The following is a 19,399-nucleotide window of genomic DNA, read 5'->3' as shown; positions in this document are numbered from 1 at the left end:
AAAGACTGCCTGTCAGCCCTTTGAGTGTAAAGGTCTATTTCGTCCCGAACATCCGGTCGCCGGCATCGCCAAGACCCGGCACGATATATCCGTTCTCGTTCAGACGTTCATCCAAAGCGGCGGTGACGATAGGTACGTCGGGATGGGCTTCTTTCATGCGGGCGACGCCTTCGGGGGCAGCGAGCAGGCAGAGGAAGATAATATTCTTTGCGCCAGCGTCTTTGACCAGATCAATCGCGGCGGCAGAGCTGTTGCCTGTGGCGAGCATCGGATCGACGACAATCGTCACGCGTTCATCGAGTTGCGTGGGGACTTTGAAGTAATACTGCACCGGCTTGAGCGTTTCTTCGTCACGGTAGAGACCGACGAAGCCAACCCGTGCTGCGGGAATCAGTTCAAGGATGCCGTCCAGCAGGCCGTTCCCCGCGCGCAGGATCGAAATCAGGGCAAGTTTTTTGCCGTCGATCACCGGGGCGTCCATTTCACACATCGGTGTTTCGATCGTTTTGGTGGTCAGCGGCAGGTTGCGCGTCACCTCGTACGCCAGCAAGTGACTGATTTCACGTAGCAATTGACGGAACGACTTGGTCGAGGTGTCTTTCTCTCGCATCAGGCTCAGTTTGTGCTGAACAAGCGGGTGGTCAACGATGGTCAGGTGATCGGTCATGTGCGCTCCAGTCGTTTCAGGACGCGCTTGCGCGTGTCCTCGTCGCAGAAGGCCGCGCGGGCGGCGGTGTCGTTTAAGTCGGCAAATACATCCTCGTCCCAGCGGAACGTGCGGGCAAGGTTGATGTATTCGTCGCGCATCGTGGTGTGGAAAAAAGGCGGGTCGTCAGTCGACACCGTGACCTTCACACCGCGTTGACGCAGTTTTTCAATGGGATGCAGATCGAGGCTTGGGTAGACGTCAAGGTTCACGTTGGAACCCGGGCAAACTTCGAGAGTAATCTCGTTTTCCACAAGTTTGTCCACAAGAGCCAAATCATTGATTGCGTGGACGCCGTGCCCGATGCGTTCGACTTTGAGGTCGTCCACCGCATCGCGCACCGATTGCGCGCCACCCCATTCGCCTGCATGGGCAGTCAGCCGCAACCCGGCTTCGCGTGCCATGTCAAAGCCGTAGGCAAAGTCCTTGGGTTTGCCCTTCATCTCGTCACCCGCGATGCCGAAGCCGACGATCCAGTCCCCTGCCGTTTCAGCCGCACACAGCGCCGAGGCCTTGGCCTTTTCCGGACCGAAATGGCGGATACAGGTGACGATGCCGCGCAGGATGATGCCGTGATCCCGCTCTGCATCGTCTGCGGCGTCTTGGATCGCATGAACGTATTCGCGCCATGCGCCCACATCGCTGCCCCCACAGAAATCAGGTGACAGAAACGTTTCAGAGTAGATCACGTCATTTGCAGCACTTTCTTCAAGCACAGCTTTGGTCAGGCGGGCGTAATCTTCTGGCGTTTTCAAAACGCTTGTGGCGGCTTCATAGACGCTCAGGAAATGCACGAAATCGCGGAAGGCATAACTGCCATCGGGTTTGAAGACACCGTCCAGATTGACGGATTTTTCTTTTGCCAGCCCTTTGATGAATGACGGCGGTGCCGCACCTTCATGGTGCAGATGCAGTTCGACTTTGGGCAGACGCATAATGCGGTCAAGCTGTTCTTCGTCCATGGGACGGCTCCGGCGGTCGCGTTCTTCTTCATCCATCACAAGAAACTCCGCCCTGATCCTCTTGCCGTTACACCCAAATGCGCGGCGATGCTTGCGGCCACATCGACGAACCCGACATGCCCGATTTCACCCGTTCCAGCACCCGCGATCAGAATCGGGACGCGTTCGCGGGTGTGGTCTGTGCCGACCCACGTCGGGTCGTTGCCATGATCCGCCGTGATGAGCAACAGGTCATCGGGTTTCAGCTTTGGCAGTAGCTTGGCGAGTTCGGCGTCGAACCATTCAAGCGCACGGGCATAGCCCGATACATCGCGGCGATGGCCATACTTGCTGTCGAATTCGACGAAATTGGCGAAGATCAGAGAACCATCTGGGGCGGTATCGATTTGATGCGCGAGGTATTCCATCAGTTTGACGTCGGCGCCTTTGTGCACCTGGTCGATGCCCGCCATCGAGAAGATGTCCCCAATTTTGCCAATGCCGATCACTTTTTGCCCAGCGTCCTGCACCCAATTGGTGAGCACAGACTCGGGCGGTGCGATGGCATAGTCGTGCCGATTGGTCGTGCGTTCGAAGTTGCCCTGCTGCCCAACGAAAGGCCGCGCGATCACGCGACCGATCTTGCGCGCGTGACACATCGGCGCGAGGTCTGCGCAGAGCTTTAGCAGTCGCTCGAGGCCAAACGCCTCTTCATGCGCGGCGATCTGAAGAACGCTGTCGGCGGATGTGTAGCAGATGGGTTGGCCCGTGCGCAGGTGTTCGGCGCCGAAGGTGTCGATCACCTTGACACCGTTGCTGTGGCAGTTGCCAAGGATGCCCTTGGTGCCGGCTAGATCACAGATGCGCCTGGTGATGTCCTCGGGAAAGGACGGCACGGTATCGGGTAAATACGTCCAATCCCACGGAACGGGTAGGCCCGCCAATTCCCAATGGCCAGACGGTGTGTCTTTGCCTTTGGAAAGTTCGGTCCCAGCCCCCCAGCGCCCTGTTGGATTGGTGTTCAGGCCGACGGGCGCTTGTTCACTGGCCAGCGCGACCGCTTGCCCAAGGCCAAGCGCGTTAAGCGTCGGAAGTCTCAAGGAGCCGGTGCGGCCCTTTTCGGCTTTGCCGTCAGCACAGGCTGTCGCGATGTGCAGCAAAGTGTTGGCCCCGGTGTCAGGTGTTCCGCCGTTAAAGAACTGATCTGCGTCGGGTGCTCCACCAATGCCGACGGAATCCATAACGACCAGAAACGCACGGCTCATGTTATGTGCTCCAAAACCAGGTTGGGCACAGGGGCCGGGCCATCAACCAATGTGATCGCGGCACGTATCGCGTTTTCCGCCGCATCTGCCTGCCCCTCGCGGGCGGCATGGATGCGAGCCAAGGGGTGGCCTTTGGTAACGCGATCCCCGATCGACACTACATCGCTCAGGCCAACGGCAGGATCGACCATATCCGTTTCGACCTGCCGCCCCCCGCCCAGCGCCACCACTGTGAGGCCCAACGCCTCGCCATCAATGGCGGCAACAGTGCCTGATGCGGGCGCAGTGACTTCGCGGATCACCGGGGCCTCGGGCAGGAAGCGCGCCCAGCCTTCGATAAAGTGCACTGGGCCGCCCATCGCGCAGACCATCGCGCCGAATTTCTCTGCCGCTGTGCCCGTGCTGATGGCGTTGCTGATCTGGTCCGTTCCATTTTTGAACCCGGCTTGGTCCAGCAGCGCACCGCCCAAGGCAATGGTGAGGTCCAGCAAGCGCCCACTGCTTTGACCGGTCAGAACGCGCATCACGTCGATCACTTCGAGCGCGTTGCCAAGGCTGGGTGCCAAGGGTTGCGACATGTCGGTGATCAGCGCCGAGGTGGGGCACCCGGTGGCATTGGCGGTATCGACCAAAGCGCGGGCCAAGGCACGTGCATCGTCTGCCGATTTCATGAATGCACCAGAGCCGCACTTGACGTCGAGCACCAAGCCTTCAAGCCCTGCGGCAAGTTTCTTGGAAAGGATCGAGGCTGTAATGAGGTCGAGGCTTTCCACCGTCGCTGTGACATCACGGATCGCATAGAGCCGTTTGTCGGCAGGCGCGATATCTGCGCTGGCACTGACAATAGCGCAACCAACCTTGGACACGACTTGGCGAAACTGATCTTCGGTCAGCGTTGTGCGGAAACCTGGAATGGATTCAAGCTTATCCAGCGTACCGCCGGTATGACCCAGACCCCGGCCCGAGATCATCGGAACGTAAACGCCACACGCGGCAAGCGCTGGTGCAAGAATCAGGCTGACGCAATCGCCAACGCCGCCGGTTGAGTGTTTGTCCAAAACCGGCGCATCCATATTCCAGCGCAAAACTTTGCCACTGTCGCGCATCGCTGCGGTGAGCGCGGCACGGCCCGCATCGCCTAGTCCGTTCAGGCAAACACCCATCGCAAACGCTCCGGCTTGGGCATCAGTAACCGATCCGTCAGCCAGACCCTGGGCAAACCACCCAAGCGCGTCGGCCTCTGGTGTGTTGCCTTTGCGCAGGGTCGCGATGATGGCGCGTGCATCCATCAGCTTTTGTCCATGTGACCAGCGTCGAAGGCGCCGGGCAGCAAATCACCAACTGTTGTGCGAAACTCCACACCGTCGGTAGTGGCCAGCGTCACGGACACATCGCGCGCAGCAAATTCAGACAGTTTCTGGCGACACCCCCCACAAGGCGGCACAGGGTCAGGGCTGTCGGCAATGACATACGCCTCGACGATCTTTTGCACACCGGATGCAACCATAGCTGCAATGGCGCCGGCTTCGGCACAGGTGCCTTCGGGATAGGCCACGTTTTCGACGTTGCAGCCTACATAGACCGTGCCATCCTCGGCCAGCAGCGCTGCGCCGACTTTAAATCTGGAATAGGGCGCATATGCGTTTTTACGAACGGCTTGTGCCGCAGTCTTGAGATCCATTGTTGCCCTGCCCCTCTTTTGTGTGACCCTTATGATTGCGAGGCTGCGTCACCGATTGCAAGGGCTGGCGGAACTGGAAACGCTGCGTTCGCGTTTTCCTCCAATCAAAGGAGCTAGCTATGCCGATGCAAAACAGTCTCGCGCTTGATCCATCGCTTGGATTGGGCCCTGACCCCAAAGAACAGATGACCGAACCACAAGCCGTCAAGCTGCGCGAACTGACACAGCGTGCAGATGAGCCATTTGATGGCAGCCTGACACGAAGGCAAGCCGAACGACGGATCGCGCATCTTCAGGAATATCTGAACTAAGCTTCGCGAAAGACACAACACCGCTTGCTCTTTCCCTCCGCTGCAATTTGGTTTAGCCCTAAACCAAATTGAGCGGGGCAATTTCATGTCAGATAACACCAATGAATCGCTGCGTCAGGCAGCGCTGTTCTACCACGAGCATCCAAAGCCCGGAAAACTTGAAATCCGCGCCACCAAGCCTTTGGCGAATGGCCGCGACTTGGCCCGCGCCTACAGCCCGGGGGTCGCCGAAGCCTGCCTTGAGATCAAGGCCGACCCGACCAATGCCGCGCGCTACACTGCCAAGGGCAACCTTGTGGCCGTTGTCTCGAATGGCACTGCGGTTCTGGGTTTGGGCAACATCGGAGCCCTTGCGTCAAAACCAGTCATGGAGGGCAAGGCGGTTCTGTTCAAGAAATTCGCCAATATCGATTGCTTCGACATTGAAGTGAACGAAAGCGACCCCGAAAAGCTTGCAGATATTGTTTGCGCGCTTGAACCGACCTTTGGTGCGATAAACCTTGAGGACATCAAGGCGCCTGATTGTTTCATTGTCGAAAAACTGTGCCGAGAACGGATGAACATTCCGGTGTTCCACGACGATCAGCACGGCACCGCGATTGTGGTCGGTGCCGCTGCGACGAACGCGCTTCATGTCGCGGACAAAGCGTTTGAGGACATCAAAATCGTATCCACCGGCGGCGGTGCTGCGGGCATCGCCTGTTTGAACATGCTTCTCAAGCTGGGCGTGAAGCGCGAAAACATCTGGCTTTGTGACATTCACGGGCTGGTCTACGAAGGTCGGGCCGAAGACATGAACCCGCAAAAGGCGGCGTATGCGCAGAAAAGCGACCTGCGCACCTTGGATGATGTGATCGAAGGTGCGGATCTGTTTCTGGGACTGAGCGGACCGAAGGTGCTCACGCCTGAGATGGTCGCCAAAATGTCGGATCGGCCCATCATCTTTGCGCTGGCCAATCCGACGCCGGAAATCCTACCCGACGAGGTGCGCGAGGTTGCGCCGAATGCGATCATGGCCACTGGGCGCAGCGACTTTCCCAATCAGGTCAATAACGTGTTGTGTTTCCCATTCATTTTCCGGGGCGCATTGGATGTCGGAGCGACCGAGATCAACGACGCGATGCAGGTGGCCTGTGTTGAAGGCATTGCCAAGCTGGCACGCGCCACCACCAGCGCCGAGGCAGCCGCCGCCTACCGAGGTGAACAACTGACCTTTGGAGCAGATTACCTGATCCCCAAACCGTTTGATCCACGCCTGTCCGGTGTCGTATCGACGGCGGTTGCCAAAGCAGCGATGGAGTCCGGCGTGGCAGTGCGCCCGGTCGAAGACCTTGCCGCCTACAAAGCCAAACTGGATGCCAGCGTCTACAAATCCGCGCTCTTGATGCGTCCGGTGTTCGATGCGGCAGCCACAGGCGCGCGGCGGATCGTCTTTGCCGAGGGCGAGGACGAACGAGTGCTGCGGGCGGCACAGGCGATACTGGAGGAAACCACCGAAACCCCAATCCTGATTGGCCGTCCCGACGTGATCGCGTCGCGCTGCGAACGACTGGGGCTTGAGATCCGACCTGACCGGGACTTCACATTGGTGAACCCCGAAAACGACCCGCGCTACCGCGATTATTGGGAGACCTACCACAAAATCATGGCGCGGCGCGGTGTGACGCCCGATCTGGCCCGAGCAATCATGCGCACCAACACCACTGCCATCGGCGCCGTTATGGTGCATCGCGACGAAGCCGACAGCCTGATCTGCGGCACATTTGGCGAATTTCGCTGGCATCTGAACTACGTCACGCAAGTCTTGGGCACAGCTGAGCATTCGCCGCATGGCGCACTGAGCATGATGATTCTTGAAGACGGGCCATTGTTCATTGCCGACACCCATGTGAGGTCTCTGCCGACACCCGAAGAATTGGCCCAGACAGCCATTGGTGCCGCGCGCCATGTGCGCCGCTTTGGACTGACGCCGAACATCGCGTTCTGTTCGCAATCGCAGTTCGGCAATCAGGACGAAGGATCCGGCAAACGGTTGCGTGACGCGATTGCAGTGCTGGATTCAGAGCCTCGCGAATTCTGTTATGAAGGCGAGATGAATGTGGATGCGGCCCTTGATCCGGAGTTGCGCGAGCGTCTTTTACCGGGCAACCGGATGCAGGGTGTTGCCAATGTTCTGATCTTTGGACATGCCGATGCGGCCTCGGCGGTGCGCAACATTCTCAAGATGCGGGCTGGTGGTCTTGAGGTGGGGCCGATCCTCATGGGCATGGGTAACCGGGCGCATGTGGTAACATCCGGAATCACCGCGCGCGGCTTGCTGAACATGGCCGCGATCGCCGGAACGCCGGTTGCGCAATACGGATAAACGAGGCGTTCATGCCTCGTGATGTCGGGCCGCACCGACATGGCACGCGTCGGGCGAACCAAAACCGGGTGTGGTGACACAAAACGCTAACTCAACCCGTCGAGAAATGCTTCGGCCTCGGACAGGATGGTCTGCTTTCGATCCTCGTCCATCCGCTTCCAATTGGCGTAGATCTGGTTCATGCGGTTGTTTCCGCTGAACCTTTCGGCATGCCGATCCAGAAAATGCCAATAAAGCACATTGAACGGACAGGCATCTTTGCCGGTCTTGTCCTGAACCTTGTAGCGGCAGGATTTGCAGTAATCCGACATCCGATTGATATATGCACCCGACGATACATAGGGCTTGGACGCGATGATCCCGCCATCCGCAAATTGGCTCATTCCGACGACATTGGGCGCTTCGACCCATTCAAACGCGTCGATATAAACGCGCAGATACCATTCATGCACCTCGTGCGGGTTAATCCCCGCCAGAAGCGCGAAATTGCCGGTGACCATCAATCGCTGAATGTGGTGGGCATAGGCCTCGTCCGCCGTCTGCGTGATGGACTTGGACAGGCAGTTCATGTCGGTGTCACCCGTCCAGTAAAAATCAGGGAGCTTGCGCTGGTGGTTCAGCGCATTACGGCTCGGATAATCCGGGCCTTCGCGGAAATAGATGCCACGCACGTATTCTCGCCAGCCGATGATCTGCCGGATAAAACCTTCGACTGCGTTCAGCGGCGCGTGCCCGTCTTTGTAAGCGTCCTCGGCTGCACGGCACACCTCTATCGGGTCGAGCAACCCGACATTGAGGTAAGGCGAGATCATTGCGTGATAGAGGAAGCGGTTGTCGTTCAACATTGCGTCTTGAAAATCGCCAAAGCGGGGCAGCGCGTAAGTGATGAAATGCGTCAAAGCGCGCCGCGCCTGTTTGCGGTCGGTGGCGAACCAAAAGGGGCGCAGCGATCCAAATGAATTGCCGAACCGCGACTCGACCAGATCAAGCACGTCGGTCACTGTGTCGTCAGGCGTGAACTGCATCGGGCCGGAAAAGGCCACATCGTCCGGGGCGGGTTTGCGGTTGTCGGCATCGTAATTCCACTTGCCACCCTCAGGGTCGTCCCCATCCATCAAAAGCCCTGTCTTGCGCCGCATGTCGCGGTAGAAATACTCCATCCGCAGCGCTGTGCGGCCTTCGGCCCATGCGTCGAATTCGTCTTGCGTGCTGATAAAGCGGGTGTCTGGTTTCATGCTCAGCTTGAGCGGCATGTCTTCGAGCGCCTCAATCAACCGCCATTCACCAGGTTGGGTCGCGATCACCTCGGATGCGCCGGTTTCGTCGGCCCGGCGCAACAATTCGCCGGGGATCGAGCCTGCGTTGTCGGTATCGTCAAGCTGAGTGTAGCGAACGTCCCATCCATTATCCTTGAGCCGGGCGGCGAACTTGCGCATCGCGGCAAAGATAAAGGCGATCTTTTTGGGGTGGTGCTGGACGTAGGTGGCTTCTTCAGCGACTTCGGCCATGACCACAACGTCAGACGATTTGTCCGCCTGCTCCAGCGCTGACAAGCTGTCAGTCAGCTGATCCCCAAGGACGAGAACAAGACGGCTCACCATGGCACCTCTTTACCCTGCCAATCGAAGAACCGGCCCGTGTCGTCTGGCGTCAAACCATCAAGAACCGACAGCAAATTGTCCGCCGCTTCTGGTGCGGGCACGGTCGGATGGTTGGCAGCATATTTTTCAGTAAAGGCGGTTTCAACGGTGCCCGGGTGCAGCGCGACACAGATCAGGTCTTTATGCGTGCGGCCCAGTTCAATCGCCGCACCGTGCAGCATCTGGTTTAGCGCCGCCTTTGAAGTGCGATAGCTGTACCAGCCTCCCAGATTGTTATCACCAATCGACCCGACACGCGCCGACAGGGCCGCAAAGACCGACCTGCCCTTGCGCGGCAAGAGACGCAGAGCGTGTTTCAGCAACAATGATGGGCCAACTGTGTTCAGCTTGAACTGGTCGATCATTGCATTTGCCGTCACATGGCGCAGAGTTTTCTCAGGTTCGGCACCTTTGATCTCTAACGCGCCAGTCGCAACAAAGATGAGATCGAAAGGGCCGTCCAACGTGCCAAGCGCTTTTTCAACGCTGGCTTCGTCCGTCACATCCAGCCCGTTGCCGCTGCGCGAAAGACCCGTCACGGCGACGCCGCGCGCAGTCAATGCCTGTGTCAGCGCCATGCCAATGCCGCCGCTTGATCCAATGATAAGTGCTTTTTCCATGACCCCGCCACGTAGGGTGTCGAGTGTCTGGGTCAACGGCGTCAGGCCAGCCCACGCCACCGTAGAACTACAATCAACAAAAAGATCACGGCCAGAATGTTGAACGCAACACTACCCAAGATTGAAAGGGCAAACCCCTTGCGGCGATCCGCAACATCAATCGCCTTTAGATGGGCCACCGCACGGTCGTAGGCGCCTTTTGTAGCGGTTGGATCAAGGCGGATGGCAAGCTTTGGATGGCGCGCCAGGTTTTCGGCTTCAGCAACAACGGCGATGTCATTGCGCACGGCTGTCGGCAGTCGACGCCCGGCCTTGGCGACGCGACGCGATAGCGACCCACGCTTGAGCCCCAGCCTTTTTGCCAAAAGTGTCCGCAGCGTGTCGGCTTCTTCCTTGATCATATCGACATGTTCCATGCCAGAGGCATAAAGCGCACCGCCCTCTTGCTCAAGGCTGTAAGGGCGCAGTATGCAGCACCCATGCTGAATACGCTGTTTACAGACTCGCAGGGCCCGTCAACGCCTTTGCTGATCGTTCATGGGCTTTATGGGTCCGGACGGAATTGGAGTGTGATCGCGAAACGTTTATCCGATCGCGGGGCAGTAGCCACTGTTGACCTACGCAATCACGGTGACAGCTTTTGGTCCGACGACCACAGCTACCCCGATATGGCGGCTGATCTTGCCCAAGTGATAGAGGCGCACGGCGGCCTGATGGATGTGGTCGGTCATTCCATGGGCGGAAAGGCGGCGATGGTGCTGGCACTGACCCGGCCAGAGTTGGTCAATCGTCTGATTGTCGCTGATATCGCGCCCGTCGCATATACACATTCGCAAATCCAGTTCATCGAAGCGATGCGGGCGGTCGATCTTTCAGCCATTGAAAAACGATCCGATGCGTCAGCCCAACTGGCCGCGCATGTGGACGACCCGACCTTGCAGGCGTTCTTTACGCAATCGCTTGATGTGAAAGGCAAACGCTGGAAACTGAACCTTGATGCGCTGGCCGCCGAGATGCCCAAGATCCTTGGGTTTCCAGACTTGGAGGGCAGCTTTGACAAACCGACGCTATTTCTGTCAGGGGCGCAATCGGACTATGTCACGCAAGAGTATCGGCCAAAAATTAAAGGGCTGTTCCCTAAGGCGCGGTTCGCCAAAATCCCGGGGGCAGGCCATTGGCTCCATGCTGAAAAGCCGCGAGAATTTGAAGCCTCCGTGCGGGCGTTTCTCGACCTGGATCAATAACCGCGACAGGAATTTGCGGACCGCGCGGCAAAGACCTTGTACCGCTCCCAAAACGCATCATCCGACGCTGACTGCGACATCCATGTATCATGCGCGCGCTGCGGGTCGCCAAAGAAACGTGACGCCTTGCGCTGATCGGCGCTGGATAAGGATCGGTTCGCCACTGTCTGAATACATCCGCACAGTCTCGAATTGCGTGCCTTACGGTCCGACGACAAACACGCCCGGCTGATCGGTCCGGTCGAGAAACGGGTGACGGTGCCGCTGTCGCCACGATCAAATCGGTTTCCGCCGCATCCTGCGACCAATGCCGTGACCAATAATGCTGCCAAGAGTTTCATGCTGCCTGCTCTCTCTTGAATGATCCGCGCCCTGGGTCTTGCGCCCGATTTGGCGGTTCAGTGCCTGTGGTAAGAATGCCCGAAATGGAATCTGTTTTCAAATCACCTTTTGTCAATCGTCGCAGAGCAGTCGCGCCACCTTGACCAGACCCCAAAACCGCATCATATCCGGCACATGACAGAGCTTTCGCACATCCGTAATTTCTCCATCGTAGCCCATATCGACCACGGGAAATCCACCCTGGCCGACCGGCTGATCCAGTCCACTAATACCGTGACGGAACGGGAGATGAAGGAACAGCTTCTTGACTCGATGGACATCGAGCGGGAACGCGGCATCACGATCAAGGCCAACACGGTTCGGATCGAATACAAGGCCGAGGATGGCGAGGTCTATATCCTCAACCTAATCGACACGCCCGGACACGTGGATTTCGCCTACGAGGTGTCACGGTCGATGCGCGCGGTCGAAGGGTCGTTGCTGGTTGTGGACGCGACCCAAGGCGTGGAAGCTCAGACGCTGGCCAACGTTTATACCGCGATTGACGCCGACCACGAAATTGTCCCGGTCCTAAACAAGATCGACCTGCCCGCCTCCGAGCCGGAGCGCGTGAAGGAACAGATCGAAGACGTGATCGGGATTGATGCCTCCGACGCTCTGGAAATCTCGGCGAAAACAGGCATCGGCATTCCCGCCGTGCTCGAAGCCATCGTCAAACGTCTGCCGCCGCCGCATGAGGGCAAGGCCGACGCGCCACTCAAGGCGATGCTGGTGGATAGTAAATACGACCCCTACCTCGGCGTCGTTGTGATTGTGCGCGTCATCGACGGGGTTCTGAAAAAGGGCCAGCGGGTCAAGATGATGAAAACCGGTGGGACCTATGACATCGACCGAATTGGTGTCTATCGCCCCGCCATGCAAGCTGTGGACGAGCTTGGGCCCGGTGAGATCGGCTACATCACCGCGCAGATCAAACAGGTGAGCGACACCCGTGTGGGTGACACAATCACAACCGAGAAGAAGGGCGTCGACACGCCCCTGCCCGGCTTTAAGCCGTCGATTCCGGTGGTGTTCTGCGGCTTGTTCCCTGTCGATGCCAACGATTTTGAGGACATGCGCGGCGCGATTGAAAAGCTTGCGCTGAACGACGCTTCTTTTACGTCCGAGATGGAAACCTCTGCCGCATTGGGTTTTGGCTTCCGTTGCGGTTTCCTCGGTTTGTTGCACCTTGAGGTGATCCGCGACCGCCTTGAGCGCGAATATGACATTGACCTGATCACCACGGCCCCGTCGGTGATCTATCACGTCTACACCCGCGACGGCGAAATGCTCGAATTGCACAATCCGGCAGACATGCCCGACCCATCAACCATCGACCATATCGAAGAGCCACGCATCAAGGCGTCGATTCTTGTGCCAGATGAATACCTGGGCGATGTTCTCAAGCTGTGTCAGGACCGCCGCGGTGAACAGATTGACCTGACCTATGTCGGAAACCGCGCAATGGTGGTCTATGACCTGCCGCTGAACGAGGTTGTGTTCGATTTCTACGACCGCCTAAAGTCGGTCACCAAGGGTTACGCGTCGTTCGACTACCAGATGATCGGCTATCGCGAGGACAACCTTGTGAAGATGCAGATCCTTGTGAATGACGAACCTGTCGATGCGCTCTCTACCATGGTGCACCGCGACCGCGCCGAAACCCGTGGCCGCGCCATGTGCGAAAAGCTCAAAGACCTGATCCCGCGCCACATGTTCAAGATCCCGATCCAAGCCGCCATCGGCGGCAAGGTGATCGCCCGCGAAACACTGGCCGCCCTGCGCAAAGACGTGACCGCCAAATGCTATGGCGGCGACGCCACCCGCAAGAAGAAGCTTTTGGAAAAGCAGAAGGCCGGTAAAAAGAAGATGCGCCAGTTTGGCAAGGTCGACATCCCACAGGAAGCGTTCATCTCGGCGCTGAAGATGGATGGGTAGGTAAAAATCTACCGCCTTCGGGATACATGACCGGCACTTGTAAGGCCCGGCGGCTAAGCCGGGCCTTTATTCTACCTGCGTAAGCTCGGCGATGCAGTCGGCCGCGACAGGTTTCGGCAATACATCTTGGAAACGCTGCGCTTCGGCGTCTAAAAACGTCGCAAGATTGTCTTTGGTGCGGTCCTCTGATCCAAAATGACCAGCAAGCAATTCGCAGGTAGATGGGGCAAGCCAAGGTGCACCATTGAGTGCCTCAAGAAACGTTTCGGTGTGTCTGAGATAAACCGGAAGGATGTCGGCAGTGTAGGATTGCGTTAATGACGCGTCATTACTGCGGACAGCGATATCTCCCAACAATAGCCAAACGCTTATAGCCCCCGCGTCATTGTTCCATGCACGGTCCTTGTAGGACACATAAAGCTCGGCACGTCCATGCATTGCCGCAAGCGGCGTTGCATGTCTGGATGGTGTCCGACCAAGCATGAGTTCAACGATCTCAACCGCGTCCAGCGTATCTGGGGGTGGAAGGTTCTCTTGAGCAAAGGCCACAGTGCAAGCCAGAACTGAGCCAGTTAGCGCTGCGAATGATGATTTGAGTAACATCAGAATTCCGGCATCCCACCCCATAGCGAATGCATCTGGAGAGTGCAGTCCCAATCCTGTGGCCGGCCACGGCTCACTTCTTCATCTGAAATGGTAACCGTGATGTTCCCGCTTTCTTTTGGCGTAATCTCGGACCACATCTGATAAACTTTGGCTCCGGGCATAACGATACAGCCATCGGACCATGACGCGCTTGTGCCCTTATGAATGAAAAACCCATTCGCTGTGCTTCCATCACCGTTGTACGGCACCTTAAGTCCGAGCCAAATTGCCTCTCGATTGCCCCCATCCGTCCCATCGGTTTTGTTGGCCATGCGCGTCGCATAACCGGTGTACGAGCCCGCGTCGATTACCACCTCTTGATCCCACCAGCAGGTTTCCGAAATGTTTACGGAGCCACTCTTGAAGGTCAGCGTACCCTGACCGTTTTTACGAACAACATTGATTGTGTAGGTCATCAAATCTCTCCGAAATGAAATAGACAAATAAAATAATGAAGAAATTTTGTGCCGATTCCGGCATTCCATCAAGTGTTTTTGTTTCTCTCGTTTTTACAGCGCAGTTAAGCAATTTGACTGACACAGAAAAAAGATGTTCCAGCTTGCTCCAAACCTGCTCAAACCAAGATGAAAAGTGCAGGTTTTCACCTACCAAGCAGGCAATCCGGGCCAAACGACCTTTGGAAAACTAGCTTACAAACAGCGCCACTTGCCCAAACCGCAAAACTGCGAAAGGCAGCAGATACATGGCCTGTGCATTATGCTAACTTTTGCATTCCAAAAGTTGGGCACGCGCAGTTTTCCGCCGACTCGACCCCACAACAAAAATCACATGTAAAACCTTGCACCCGTGATACGCTCCTCCAACATAAGGGAGGAACCACTATGAAATATCTGATCACGGCTGCCGCAGTGTCGCTGACAATGGCGGCAGGCGCACAGGCCGAAGGGCTGACGCATCACGTGGCCATTCACGTCAACCAGAACGACCCGCAGGTCATGAACATGGCGTTGAACAATGCGCAGAACATGGCGAATTACTATGCGTCGCAAGGCGACGAGGTGGTGATCGAGATGGTCGCTTATGGACCGGGCCTTCATATGCTGATCCCCGGCAAGAGCCCGGTCGAAGACCGCATCTCGACCATGTCTTTGGAGCTGGATAACCTGACCTTTTCGGCCTGTGGCAACACCCATCGCAAGATGAGCGAAAAAGCCGGATCAGAGATCACTTTGTTGGATGAAGCCGTCATGACCCCGTCAGGCGTGGTACGCCTCGTCGAACTGCAAGAACAGGGATATGCCTACGTCAGGCCCTGATGCAGTCACGTATCAAGACCGGGCGGCAAAAGCACCTATCCTGATGCCTCTGGCCGCCCTCCCCTGAATTTGACCGATATCAACGCGCAAACCTTCGCCCTGGGTCAGAATCATCTGAACCAAGGGAGAGCTGTCATGGACCTGACTGAAACCAAAGACCTTCTTCTCAAGCGGCGCGCAGAGCTGACGGGGGATCTGGCTGATATTGAAGACAAGCTGGACGATCCGATGCCAAAGGATTGGGAGGACCGAGCCTCGGAACGGCAAGGTGACGAGGTGCTGGAAGCATTGGGAAATGCCGACCTCGAAGAGCTGCGCCGGATTGATGCAGCGTTGGAGCGGATTGAGGCCGGAACGTATGGCACCTGCGCGAAATGCGGGGAAACCATATCTGACGACCGGTTGCGCGCGGTTCCGACGGCGGCACTGTGCCGGACCTGTGCTTAGCGCAGTCGGCCAATCTGATTGGCCCTTCGCAGCAGACGCGTTGGGTTTTCGACAGGAGGTCGCGCCTCTTTTGCGCGCCACCTTCCCTGTTGGTGGAGAGCACTACATTTTTTCAAACCACGTGCCTCAAATTAAAAATGAGGCTTCTTTCCTCATCAAAACATGGGCTTGTTCTTTTTTCAGGCGGAAAACTGATCCATGTACGGCATGCAGCCGTACACAAATATGTCAGAAATATTTTACACGTTAGGAGGGGCTGTGTCAGATTTTCTAGACTCGATGCGACAGGATTTTGACGCACGTATGAACGCACATGAAGGCATGCTCGCGCATTTGAGCCTTCAACTGACCGAACACCACGCCGCTTTGCTGATTCCAGAATTGAAGGCGACCTTTGCGGCATGTGGCACCTGCCATTGCCCAAAAACCTGTCTGGAGTGGCAAATGTCAGGCGACGACGGGCCCCCACCCTGGTGCCACAAACGCGGGACGTTTCTGGCACTGATCGACGCCTGCGCCGCGCTTGAGCGTGATAATGTCTGCGCGATGGGCACGGCCTAACCACCGCAACTTGATTCCGATCAAGGAAAAACCGGCACCTGTATACAAAATAGGATTCGTGCAAACAGAATAGGAGGCTACTATGTTTGGACTTACCAGTATTTTGTATTCTCTTATCGCAACGACTCTTGCCGGGAACTTTGTTCTGATTTGTTTGACTGTCGGGTGCGCTACGGTGGTCGGCATGATCACGGCCGCTCTTGCAGGTAGTGTTCTCGCCCTGCCCCTAGCTATTCTCATGGCAAATGAACTTCGCCCGAACTGCTAAATTCAGGCGCTTGATTTGATCCGTATCAATGCAAACACATCTCATTTACAGAATACTCAAGTTATTAATATGGAGTGGAGGCTGAAATGTTCCGACTTGCCAGTATTCTTTATTCACTGATTGCCACAACCCTTGCAGGCACCGCCATGGTGGCTGTTTTGACTGCGGGTTATGACACGCTGGTCCCCATTGTCGGCGCGGCCGCGTTGGGTGCGATTGTGGCCTTGCCGGTTAGCTATCTCGTAGCTCGGGAAATAAGCCAGTCTTAAGCCTGGCGGCTGCCTAACCTATCCAACAATCCGTCTGCACAGTCTTCGATAAGCGCCAAGGCGCCGTCGAAGTCTCGCGTGAAATACGGATCGGGCACATAGGTGGTGGTGGTCGATGTGAAATCTGTGAACAGTTTCACGCGATCCTGCGGGCCGATCGCAGCCATATCGGCGGCATTGTCGTCATCCATTACGACGATCAGATCGTATTCGATGAAATCCGATGCTGCCACCTGTCGCGCGCGTAAGGCTGACAGGTCATAGCCCTTTGTGCGAGCCGCCTCCTGCATGGGGCCATAAGGCGGCTTGCCGATATGCCAGTCGCCAGTCCCGGCACTGTCCAGAGTGACGTCCAGACCACGTTCCGCCGCCTTGGCGCGCGTCACAGCTTCGGCAGTTGGCGAACGGCAGATGTTGCCCAGACAGACAAAGAGAATACGATAGGTCATGTATGGGATTTAGCGTGTTGCGGTCGAATGGAAAAGGAAACGTGATGCGAAAGGTAGACCGGATCGTGATTTTGACGGGCGCCGGAATATCAGCAGAAAGCGGGCTTGGCACCTTTCGCGACGAAGGCGGGCTGTGGGCGCAGCACCGCATCGAAGACGTCGCCACCCCAGAGGCCTTTGTTCGCAACCCAGACCTTGTCCATCAATTCTACAACGCACGGCGCGCCCAAGCTGCCGATGCAGGATCGAACGCCGCCCATGTTGCCCTCGCGCGCCTGCAATCCGAGTTTCCAGGCGACGTGATACTGGTCACGCAGAACGTGGACGGCTTGCACGAAATGGCCGGGGCCGCCGCGATCCATATGCACGGAGAGTTGTCTCGCGCGCTCTGCGCCACCTGTGAGCACCGCTGGGACGCGCCGTTGTCGATGGAGACAGGCGCCACATGTCCAGCCTGCGCTGCGCCGACCGCACGCCCGGATATCGTCTGGTTCGGCGAAATGCCCTATCACCTGGACCAGATCGTCGAGGCGCTGCAGACCTGCGACCTCTTTGCGGCCATCGGCACCTCGGGTCAGGTCTACCCCGCTGCTGGTTTTGTCGAAGAGGCACGGATGGCCGGAGCCGCCACGATTGAGCTGAACCTGCGCGATAGCGATATGTCCCACGCGTTCGAGGACCACATCACAGGCCTCGCAAGCGTAACCGTGCCAAAATGGGTCGATCAAGTGCTGGCCGGGCGGTGAGGCACGCCCTACCGCCCGGCCTTGTGCAATCAGCTGTCAGAGCCGTGGTTCATTTTACCATGACCCATCATACCACCGTGATCTTGTCGCTCCAGATCCACTGGGATTTCAACCACGATGTCGCCTGCGTTCTCGAAGGTCAAAGTGACGGTGACGATCTCGCCCTGCTCCATCGCCCCATTGAGACCCATGAGCATGACGTGCTTGCCCCCACGCTGCATTGAGATCATGCCATCGGCCGGCAGTTCAAAGCCTTCCTCGACATGCACCATGCGCATCACGCCATTGCCGTCATCAAGGTGCGTGTGCAGTTCGGTCCGTGCCGCAGCATCGCTGCTGGCGGCGATCAGGCGATCCGCCTCGCCTCCGGAATTGTGGATCATCATGAAGGCTGCGCCGGATTTGGCCATCGGAGAAGCCGAACGCGCATAGGCGTCGTCAATCCGGATTTCCGCAAAGGCGGACGTGGCAAACATAAGGGCGGTTGCCCCGGCGAAAAGAGATGTCTTGAACATTGGTTTGGTCTTTCGTTTGACGTCAGAAAAGGGTGATCATCAAACGTGGTCGGGCGGTCCCCGCGCGTTGGCTGGTGTCGCACCCCACTCTACCGAGGCTGCGTGCCCTGTGCTTTGCCACATATCTCGCCACACATCGACGCGATGAACACCCGGTACAGCGAACGAGACATCGGCAAAAAACGCCATCGCATAGTCAGGGCAAATCATCACCCCACCGGTTGGCACACCGTTTTCATCAACAAGGATGTGCATCGGCCCAGAACCGGTGCAGATGACCAGCGTGCCAACTGCAGGCGGCTGACCACGCGCAGCAGCAAGCTGAACACTGGTGAAACCCACCACCAGAACCAGAAGAAACGCCGTGATATGCCGCGCCATGAATCTCATGATGCCTAGCTAAGCGCACACTGTGAAGGTGCAAGGCGACAAAAGGAAACAGCCCCGCCCAGATGTCCGGACGAGGCTGTTTTCATGTGTGTTAGGAGAAAGCTTACGCTTGCGCAGTTTGCGCCTTTGCGATCTCTTTCTTAACCTTGAGCGCGTTAGCCGACAGCTCAGTATCCTTGGCTTTCGCCAGAAACTTGTCGAGCCCACCGCGGTGGTCAACGCTGCGCAGCGCGTGCGCTGAAATACGCATCTTGATGCCACGGCCGAGTGTCTCGGATTGCAGCGTCACGTCGTTCAGGTTCGGCAGAAAACGCCGACGTGTCTTGTTGTTGGCATGGCTGACATTGTTGCCAGTCATCGGGCCTTTACCGGTCAGTTCGCAAACACGCGACATGGGTTCATCCTCGTTTTATCAGAAGCGGAAGTACGGGCTCCCACCAATATGAAAGGGCGCCGACTGGCAGCGCCCGGAATCTCGTTGGCTGTCCTTAGAGGGATGCGGCATAGGCGTCAAGTAGCGGTTGCGCGAAAACCCGGCAATTCGTCGGGTTGTTTCGACATGCCTTAGGCTGTCCGACGGGATGGGGGCTCGGCCCCCCTGCCACGCTGCGCGCGGCATTCCCCCCGAGGTATTTTAAAACCAGAGAAATGCAGAACCGCTCCCCGCTTCTTCGGTTTTCAAATATCTCGGGGGAGTCACCCAAAGGCGACGGGGGCAGCGCCCCCGAACGGCCTGCAAA

The 19,399-nt window shown here is 57.3% G+C and carries 24 protein-coding genes; 9 read left to right on the top strand and 15 right to left on the bottom strand.

Translation table 11 applies throughout. The features are described 5' to 3' along the window. Positions 1-34: 34 nt before the first annotated feature. The 5 genes from upp to ACTG4M_RS05595 form a co-directional block, all read right to left on the bottom strand. Positions 35-667, bottom strand: a complete 633-nt coding sequence (gene upp, locus ACTG4M_RS05615) for a uracil phosphoribosyltransferase (protein WP_439122659.1) — start codon at positions 665-667, stop codon at positions 35-37. After that, positions 664-1,641 (bottom strand): adenosine deaminase, encoded by a 978-nt coding sequence (locus tag ACTG4M_RS05610; RefSeq protein WP_439122691.1) that lies wholly within the window; start codon positions 1,639-1,641, stop codon positions 664-666. Before ACTG4M_RS05610 ends, upp begins: the two co-directional genes overlap by 4 nt. 62 nt (positions 1,642-1,703) lie before the next feature. After that, positions 1,704-2,912 carry a phosphopentomutase gene (locus ACTG4M_RS05605; RefSeq protein ID WP_439122658.1) on the bottom strand — a complete coding sequence of 403 codons (1,209 nt, stop codon included), beginning with the start codon at positions 2,910-2,912 and terminating at the stop codon, positions 1,704-1,706. Beyond that, positions 2,909-4,201 carry a thymidine phosphorylase gene (locus ACTG4M_RS05600; RefSeq protein ID WP_439122657.1) on the bottom strand — a complete coding sequence of 431 codons (1,293 nt, stop codon included), beginning with the start codon at positions 4,199-4,201 and terminating at the stop codon, positions 2,909-2,911. Before ACTG4M_RS05600 ends, ACTG4M_RS05605 begins: the two co-directional genes overlap by 4 nt. Next, entirely contained in the window at positions 4,201-4,593 is a 393-nt protein-coding gene (locus ACTG4M_RS05595) for a cytidine deaminase (RefSeq protein ID WP_439122656.1), read from the bottom strand. Before ACTG4M_RS05595 ends, ACTG4M_RS05600 begins: the two co-directional genes overlap by 1 nt. A 119-nt stretch (positions 4,594-4,712) precedes the next feature. Between ACTG4M_RS05595 and ACTG4M_RS05590 the strand changes: the two genes are divergently transcribed. Together ACTG4M_RS05590 and ACTG4M_RS05585 are read left to right on the top strand one after the other, a co-directional pair. Further along, positions 4,713-4,904 (top strand): DUF3072 domain-containing protein, encoded by a 192-nt coding sequence (locus tag ACTG4M_RS05590; protein WP_439122655.1) that lies wholly within the window; start codon positions 4,713-4,715, stop codon positions 4,902-4,904. 85 nt (positions 4,905-4,989) lie between these two features. Further along, a complete protein-coding gene (locus ACTG4M_RS05585; protein ID WP_439122654.1) occupies positions 4,990-7,269 on the top strand; it encodes an NADP-dependent malic enzyme in 2,280 nt (759 codons plus the stop codon). An 86-nt stretch (positions 7,270-7,355) separates the two neighbouring features. On the opposite strand, the gene ACTG4M_RS05580 is transcribed toward ACTG4M_RS05585, so the two are convergent. Genes ACTG4M_RS05580 through ACTG4M_RS05570 form a run of 3 tightly spaced genes read right to left on the bottom strand, consistent with a single transcriptional unit; the run spans position 7,356 to position 9,945 of the window. Further along, on the bottom strand, positions 7,356-8,870 hold the full coding sequence (locus ACTG4M_RS05580) for a cryptochrome/photolyase family protein (protein ID WP_439122653.1): 1,515 nt from the start codon (positions 8,868-8,870) through the stop codon (positions 7,356-7,358). Continuing rightward, the gene (locus ACTG4M_RS05575; protein ID WP_439122652.1) at positions 8,864-9,529 is read right to left on the bottom strand and encodes an SDR family NAD(P)-dependent oxidoreductase; all 666 of its coding nucleotides are present in this window, start codon (positions 9,527-9,529) and stop codon (positions 8,864-8,866) included. The genes ACTG4M_RS05580 and ACTG4M_RS05575 overlap by 7 nt, the downstream gene beginning before the upstream one ends. Before the next feature lie 41 nt (positions 9,530-9,570). Next, positions 9,571-9,945, bottom strand: a complete 375-nt coding sequence (locus ACTG4M_RS05570) for a hypothetical protein (RefSeq protein ID WP_439122651.1) — start codon at positions 9,943-9,945, stop codon at positions 9,571-9,573. Between the two features lie 63 nt (positions 9,946-10,008). On the opposite strand from ACTG4M_RS05570, the gene ACTG4M_RS05565 reads away from it, so the two are divergent. Continuing rightward, entirely contained in the window at positions 10,009-10,773 is a 765-nt protein-coding gene (locus ACTG4M_RS05565; RefSeq protein ID WP_439122650.1) for an alpha/beta fold hydrolase, read from the top strand. On the opposite strand, the gene ACTG4M_RS05560 is transcribed toward ACTG4M_RS05565, so the two are convergent. Continuing rightward, complete coding sequence (locus ACTG4M_RS05560) at positions 10,767-11,114, bottom strand: hypothetical protein (protein ID WP_439122649.1); 348 nt, start codon at positions 11,112-11,114, stop codon at positions 10,767-10,769. The genes ACTG4M_RS05565 and ACTG4M_RS05560 overlap by 7 nt on opposite strands. A gap of 175 nt (positions 11,115-11,289) precedes the next feature. Here ACTG4M_RS05560 and lepA point away from each other — a divergent pair, with 175 nt between their 5' ends. Then, on the top strand, positions 11,290-13,092 hold the full coding sequence (gene lepA / locus ACTG4M_RS05555) for a translation elongation factor 4 (RefSeq protein WP_439122648.1): 1,803 nt from the start codon (positions 11,290-11,292) through the stop codon (positions 13,090-13,092). A 66-nt stretch (positions 13,093-13,158) separates the two neighbouring features. Here the strand turns inward: lepA and ACTG4M_RS05550 are convergent, their stop codons facing one another. Together ACTG4M_RS05550 and ACTG4M_RS05545 are read right to left on the bottom strand one after the other, a co-directional pair. Continuing rightward, positions 13,159-13,695 (bottom strand): hypothetical protein, encoded by a 537-nt coding sequence (locus ACTG4M_RS05550; protein WP_439122647.1) that lies wholly within the window; start codon positions 13,693-13,695, stop codon positions 13,159-13,161. Then, complete coding sequence (locus tag ACTG4M_RS05545) at positions 13,695-14,153, bottom strand: hypothetical protein (RefSeq protein ID WP_439122646.1); 459 nt, start codon at positions 14,151-14,153, stop codon at positions 13,695-13,697. The genes ACTG4M_RS05550 and ACTG4M_RS05545 overlap by 1 nt, the downstream gene beginning before the upstream one ends. A gap of 426 nt (positions 14,154-14,579) precedes the next feature. Here ACTG4M_RS05545 and ACTG4M_RS05540 point away from each other — a divergent pair, with 426 nt between their 5' ends. From ACTG4M_RS05540 to ACTG4M_RS05525, 4 genes are all read left to right on the top strand, one after another. Next, positions 14,580-15,014 (top strand): DsrE family protein, encoded by a 435-nt coding sequence (locus ACTG4M_RS05540; RefSeq protein WP_439122645.1) that lies wholly within the window; start codon positions 14,580-14,582, stop codon positions 15,012-15,014. Between the two features lie 135 nt (positions 15,015-15,149). Beyond that, a complete protein-coding gene (locus ACTG4M_RS05535; protein ID WP_439122644.1) occupies positions 15,150-15,461 on the top strand; it encodes a TraR/DksA family transcriptional regulator in 312 nt (103 codons plus the stop codon). 258 nt (positions 15,462-15,719) lie between these two features. Next, positions 15,720-16,022 carry a hypothetical protein gene (locus ACTG4M_RS05530; RefSeq protein WP_439122643.1) on the top strand — a complete coding sequence of 101 codons (303 nt, stop codon included), beginning with the start codon at positions 15,720-15,722 and terminating at the stop codon, positions 16,020-16,022. 354 nt (positions 16,023-16,376) lie between these two features. Then, a complete protein-coding gene (locus ACTG4M_RS05525) occupies positions 16,377-16,559 on the top strand; it encodes a CTP synthetase (protein WP_439122642.1) in 183 nt (60 codons plus the stop codon). Here ACTG4M_RS05525 and ACTG4M_RS05520 read toward each other — a convergent pair. Further along, on the bottom strand, positions 16,556-17,008 hold the full coding sequence (locus ACTG4M_RS05520) for a low molecular weight protein-tyrosine-phosphatase (protein ID WP_439122641.1): 453 nt from the start codon (positions 17,006-17,008) through the stop codon (positions 16,556-16,558). The genes ACTG4M_RS05525 and ACTG4M_RS05520 overlap by 4 nt on opposite strands. A gap of 44 nt (positions 17,009-17,052) precedes the next feature. Between ACTG4M_RS05520 and ACTG4M_RS05515 the strand changes: the two genes are divergently transcribed. Beyond that, entirely contained in the window at positions 17,053-17,754 is a 702-nt protein-coding gene (locus ACTG4M_RS05515; protein WP_439122640.1) for an NAD-dependent deacylase, read from the top strand. A gap of 29 nt (positions 17,755-17,783) precedes the next feature. On the opposite strand, the gene ACTG4M_RS05510 is transcribed toward ACTG4M_RS05515, so the two are convergent. From ACTG4M_RS05510 to rpmB, 3 genes are all read right to left on the bottom strand, one after another. Further along, positions 17,784-18,269 carry a copper chaperone PCu(A)C gene (locus tag ACTG4M_RS05510; RefSeq protein WP_439122639.1) on the bottom strand — a complete coding sequence of 162 codons (486 nt, stop codon included), beginning with the start codon at positions 18,267-18,269 and terminating at the stop codon, positions 17,784-17,786. A 39-nt stretch (positions 18,270-18,308) separates the two neighbouring features. Beyond that, complete coding sequence (locus ACTG4M_RS05505) at positions 18,309-18,659, bottom strand: hypothetical protein (protein ID WP_439122638.1); 351 nt, start codon at positions 18,657-18,659, stop codon at positions 18,309-18,311. A gap of 103 nt (positions 18,660-18,762) precedes the next feature. After that, positions 18,763-19,053, bottom strand: coding sequence for a 50S ribosomal protein L28 (gene rpmB / locus ACTG4M_RS05500; protein ID WP_411232974.1), 291 nt, complete (start codon positions 19,051-19,053; stop codon positions 18,763-18,765). Between the last annotated feature and the right edge of the window lie 346 nt (positions 19,054-19,399).

Origin of the sequence: Marivita sp. (genome assembly GCF_965656765.1) — a bacterium.
Lineage (GTDB): Bacteria > Pseudomonadota > Alphaproteobacteria > Rhodobacterales > Rhodobacteraceae > Marivita.
The sequence above is the reverse complement of the archived record's forward strand: the minus strand, read 5'-3'. Positions and strand labels throughout refer to the sequence as shown.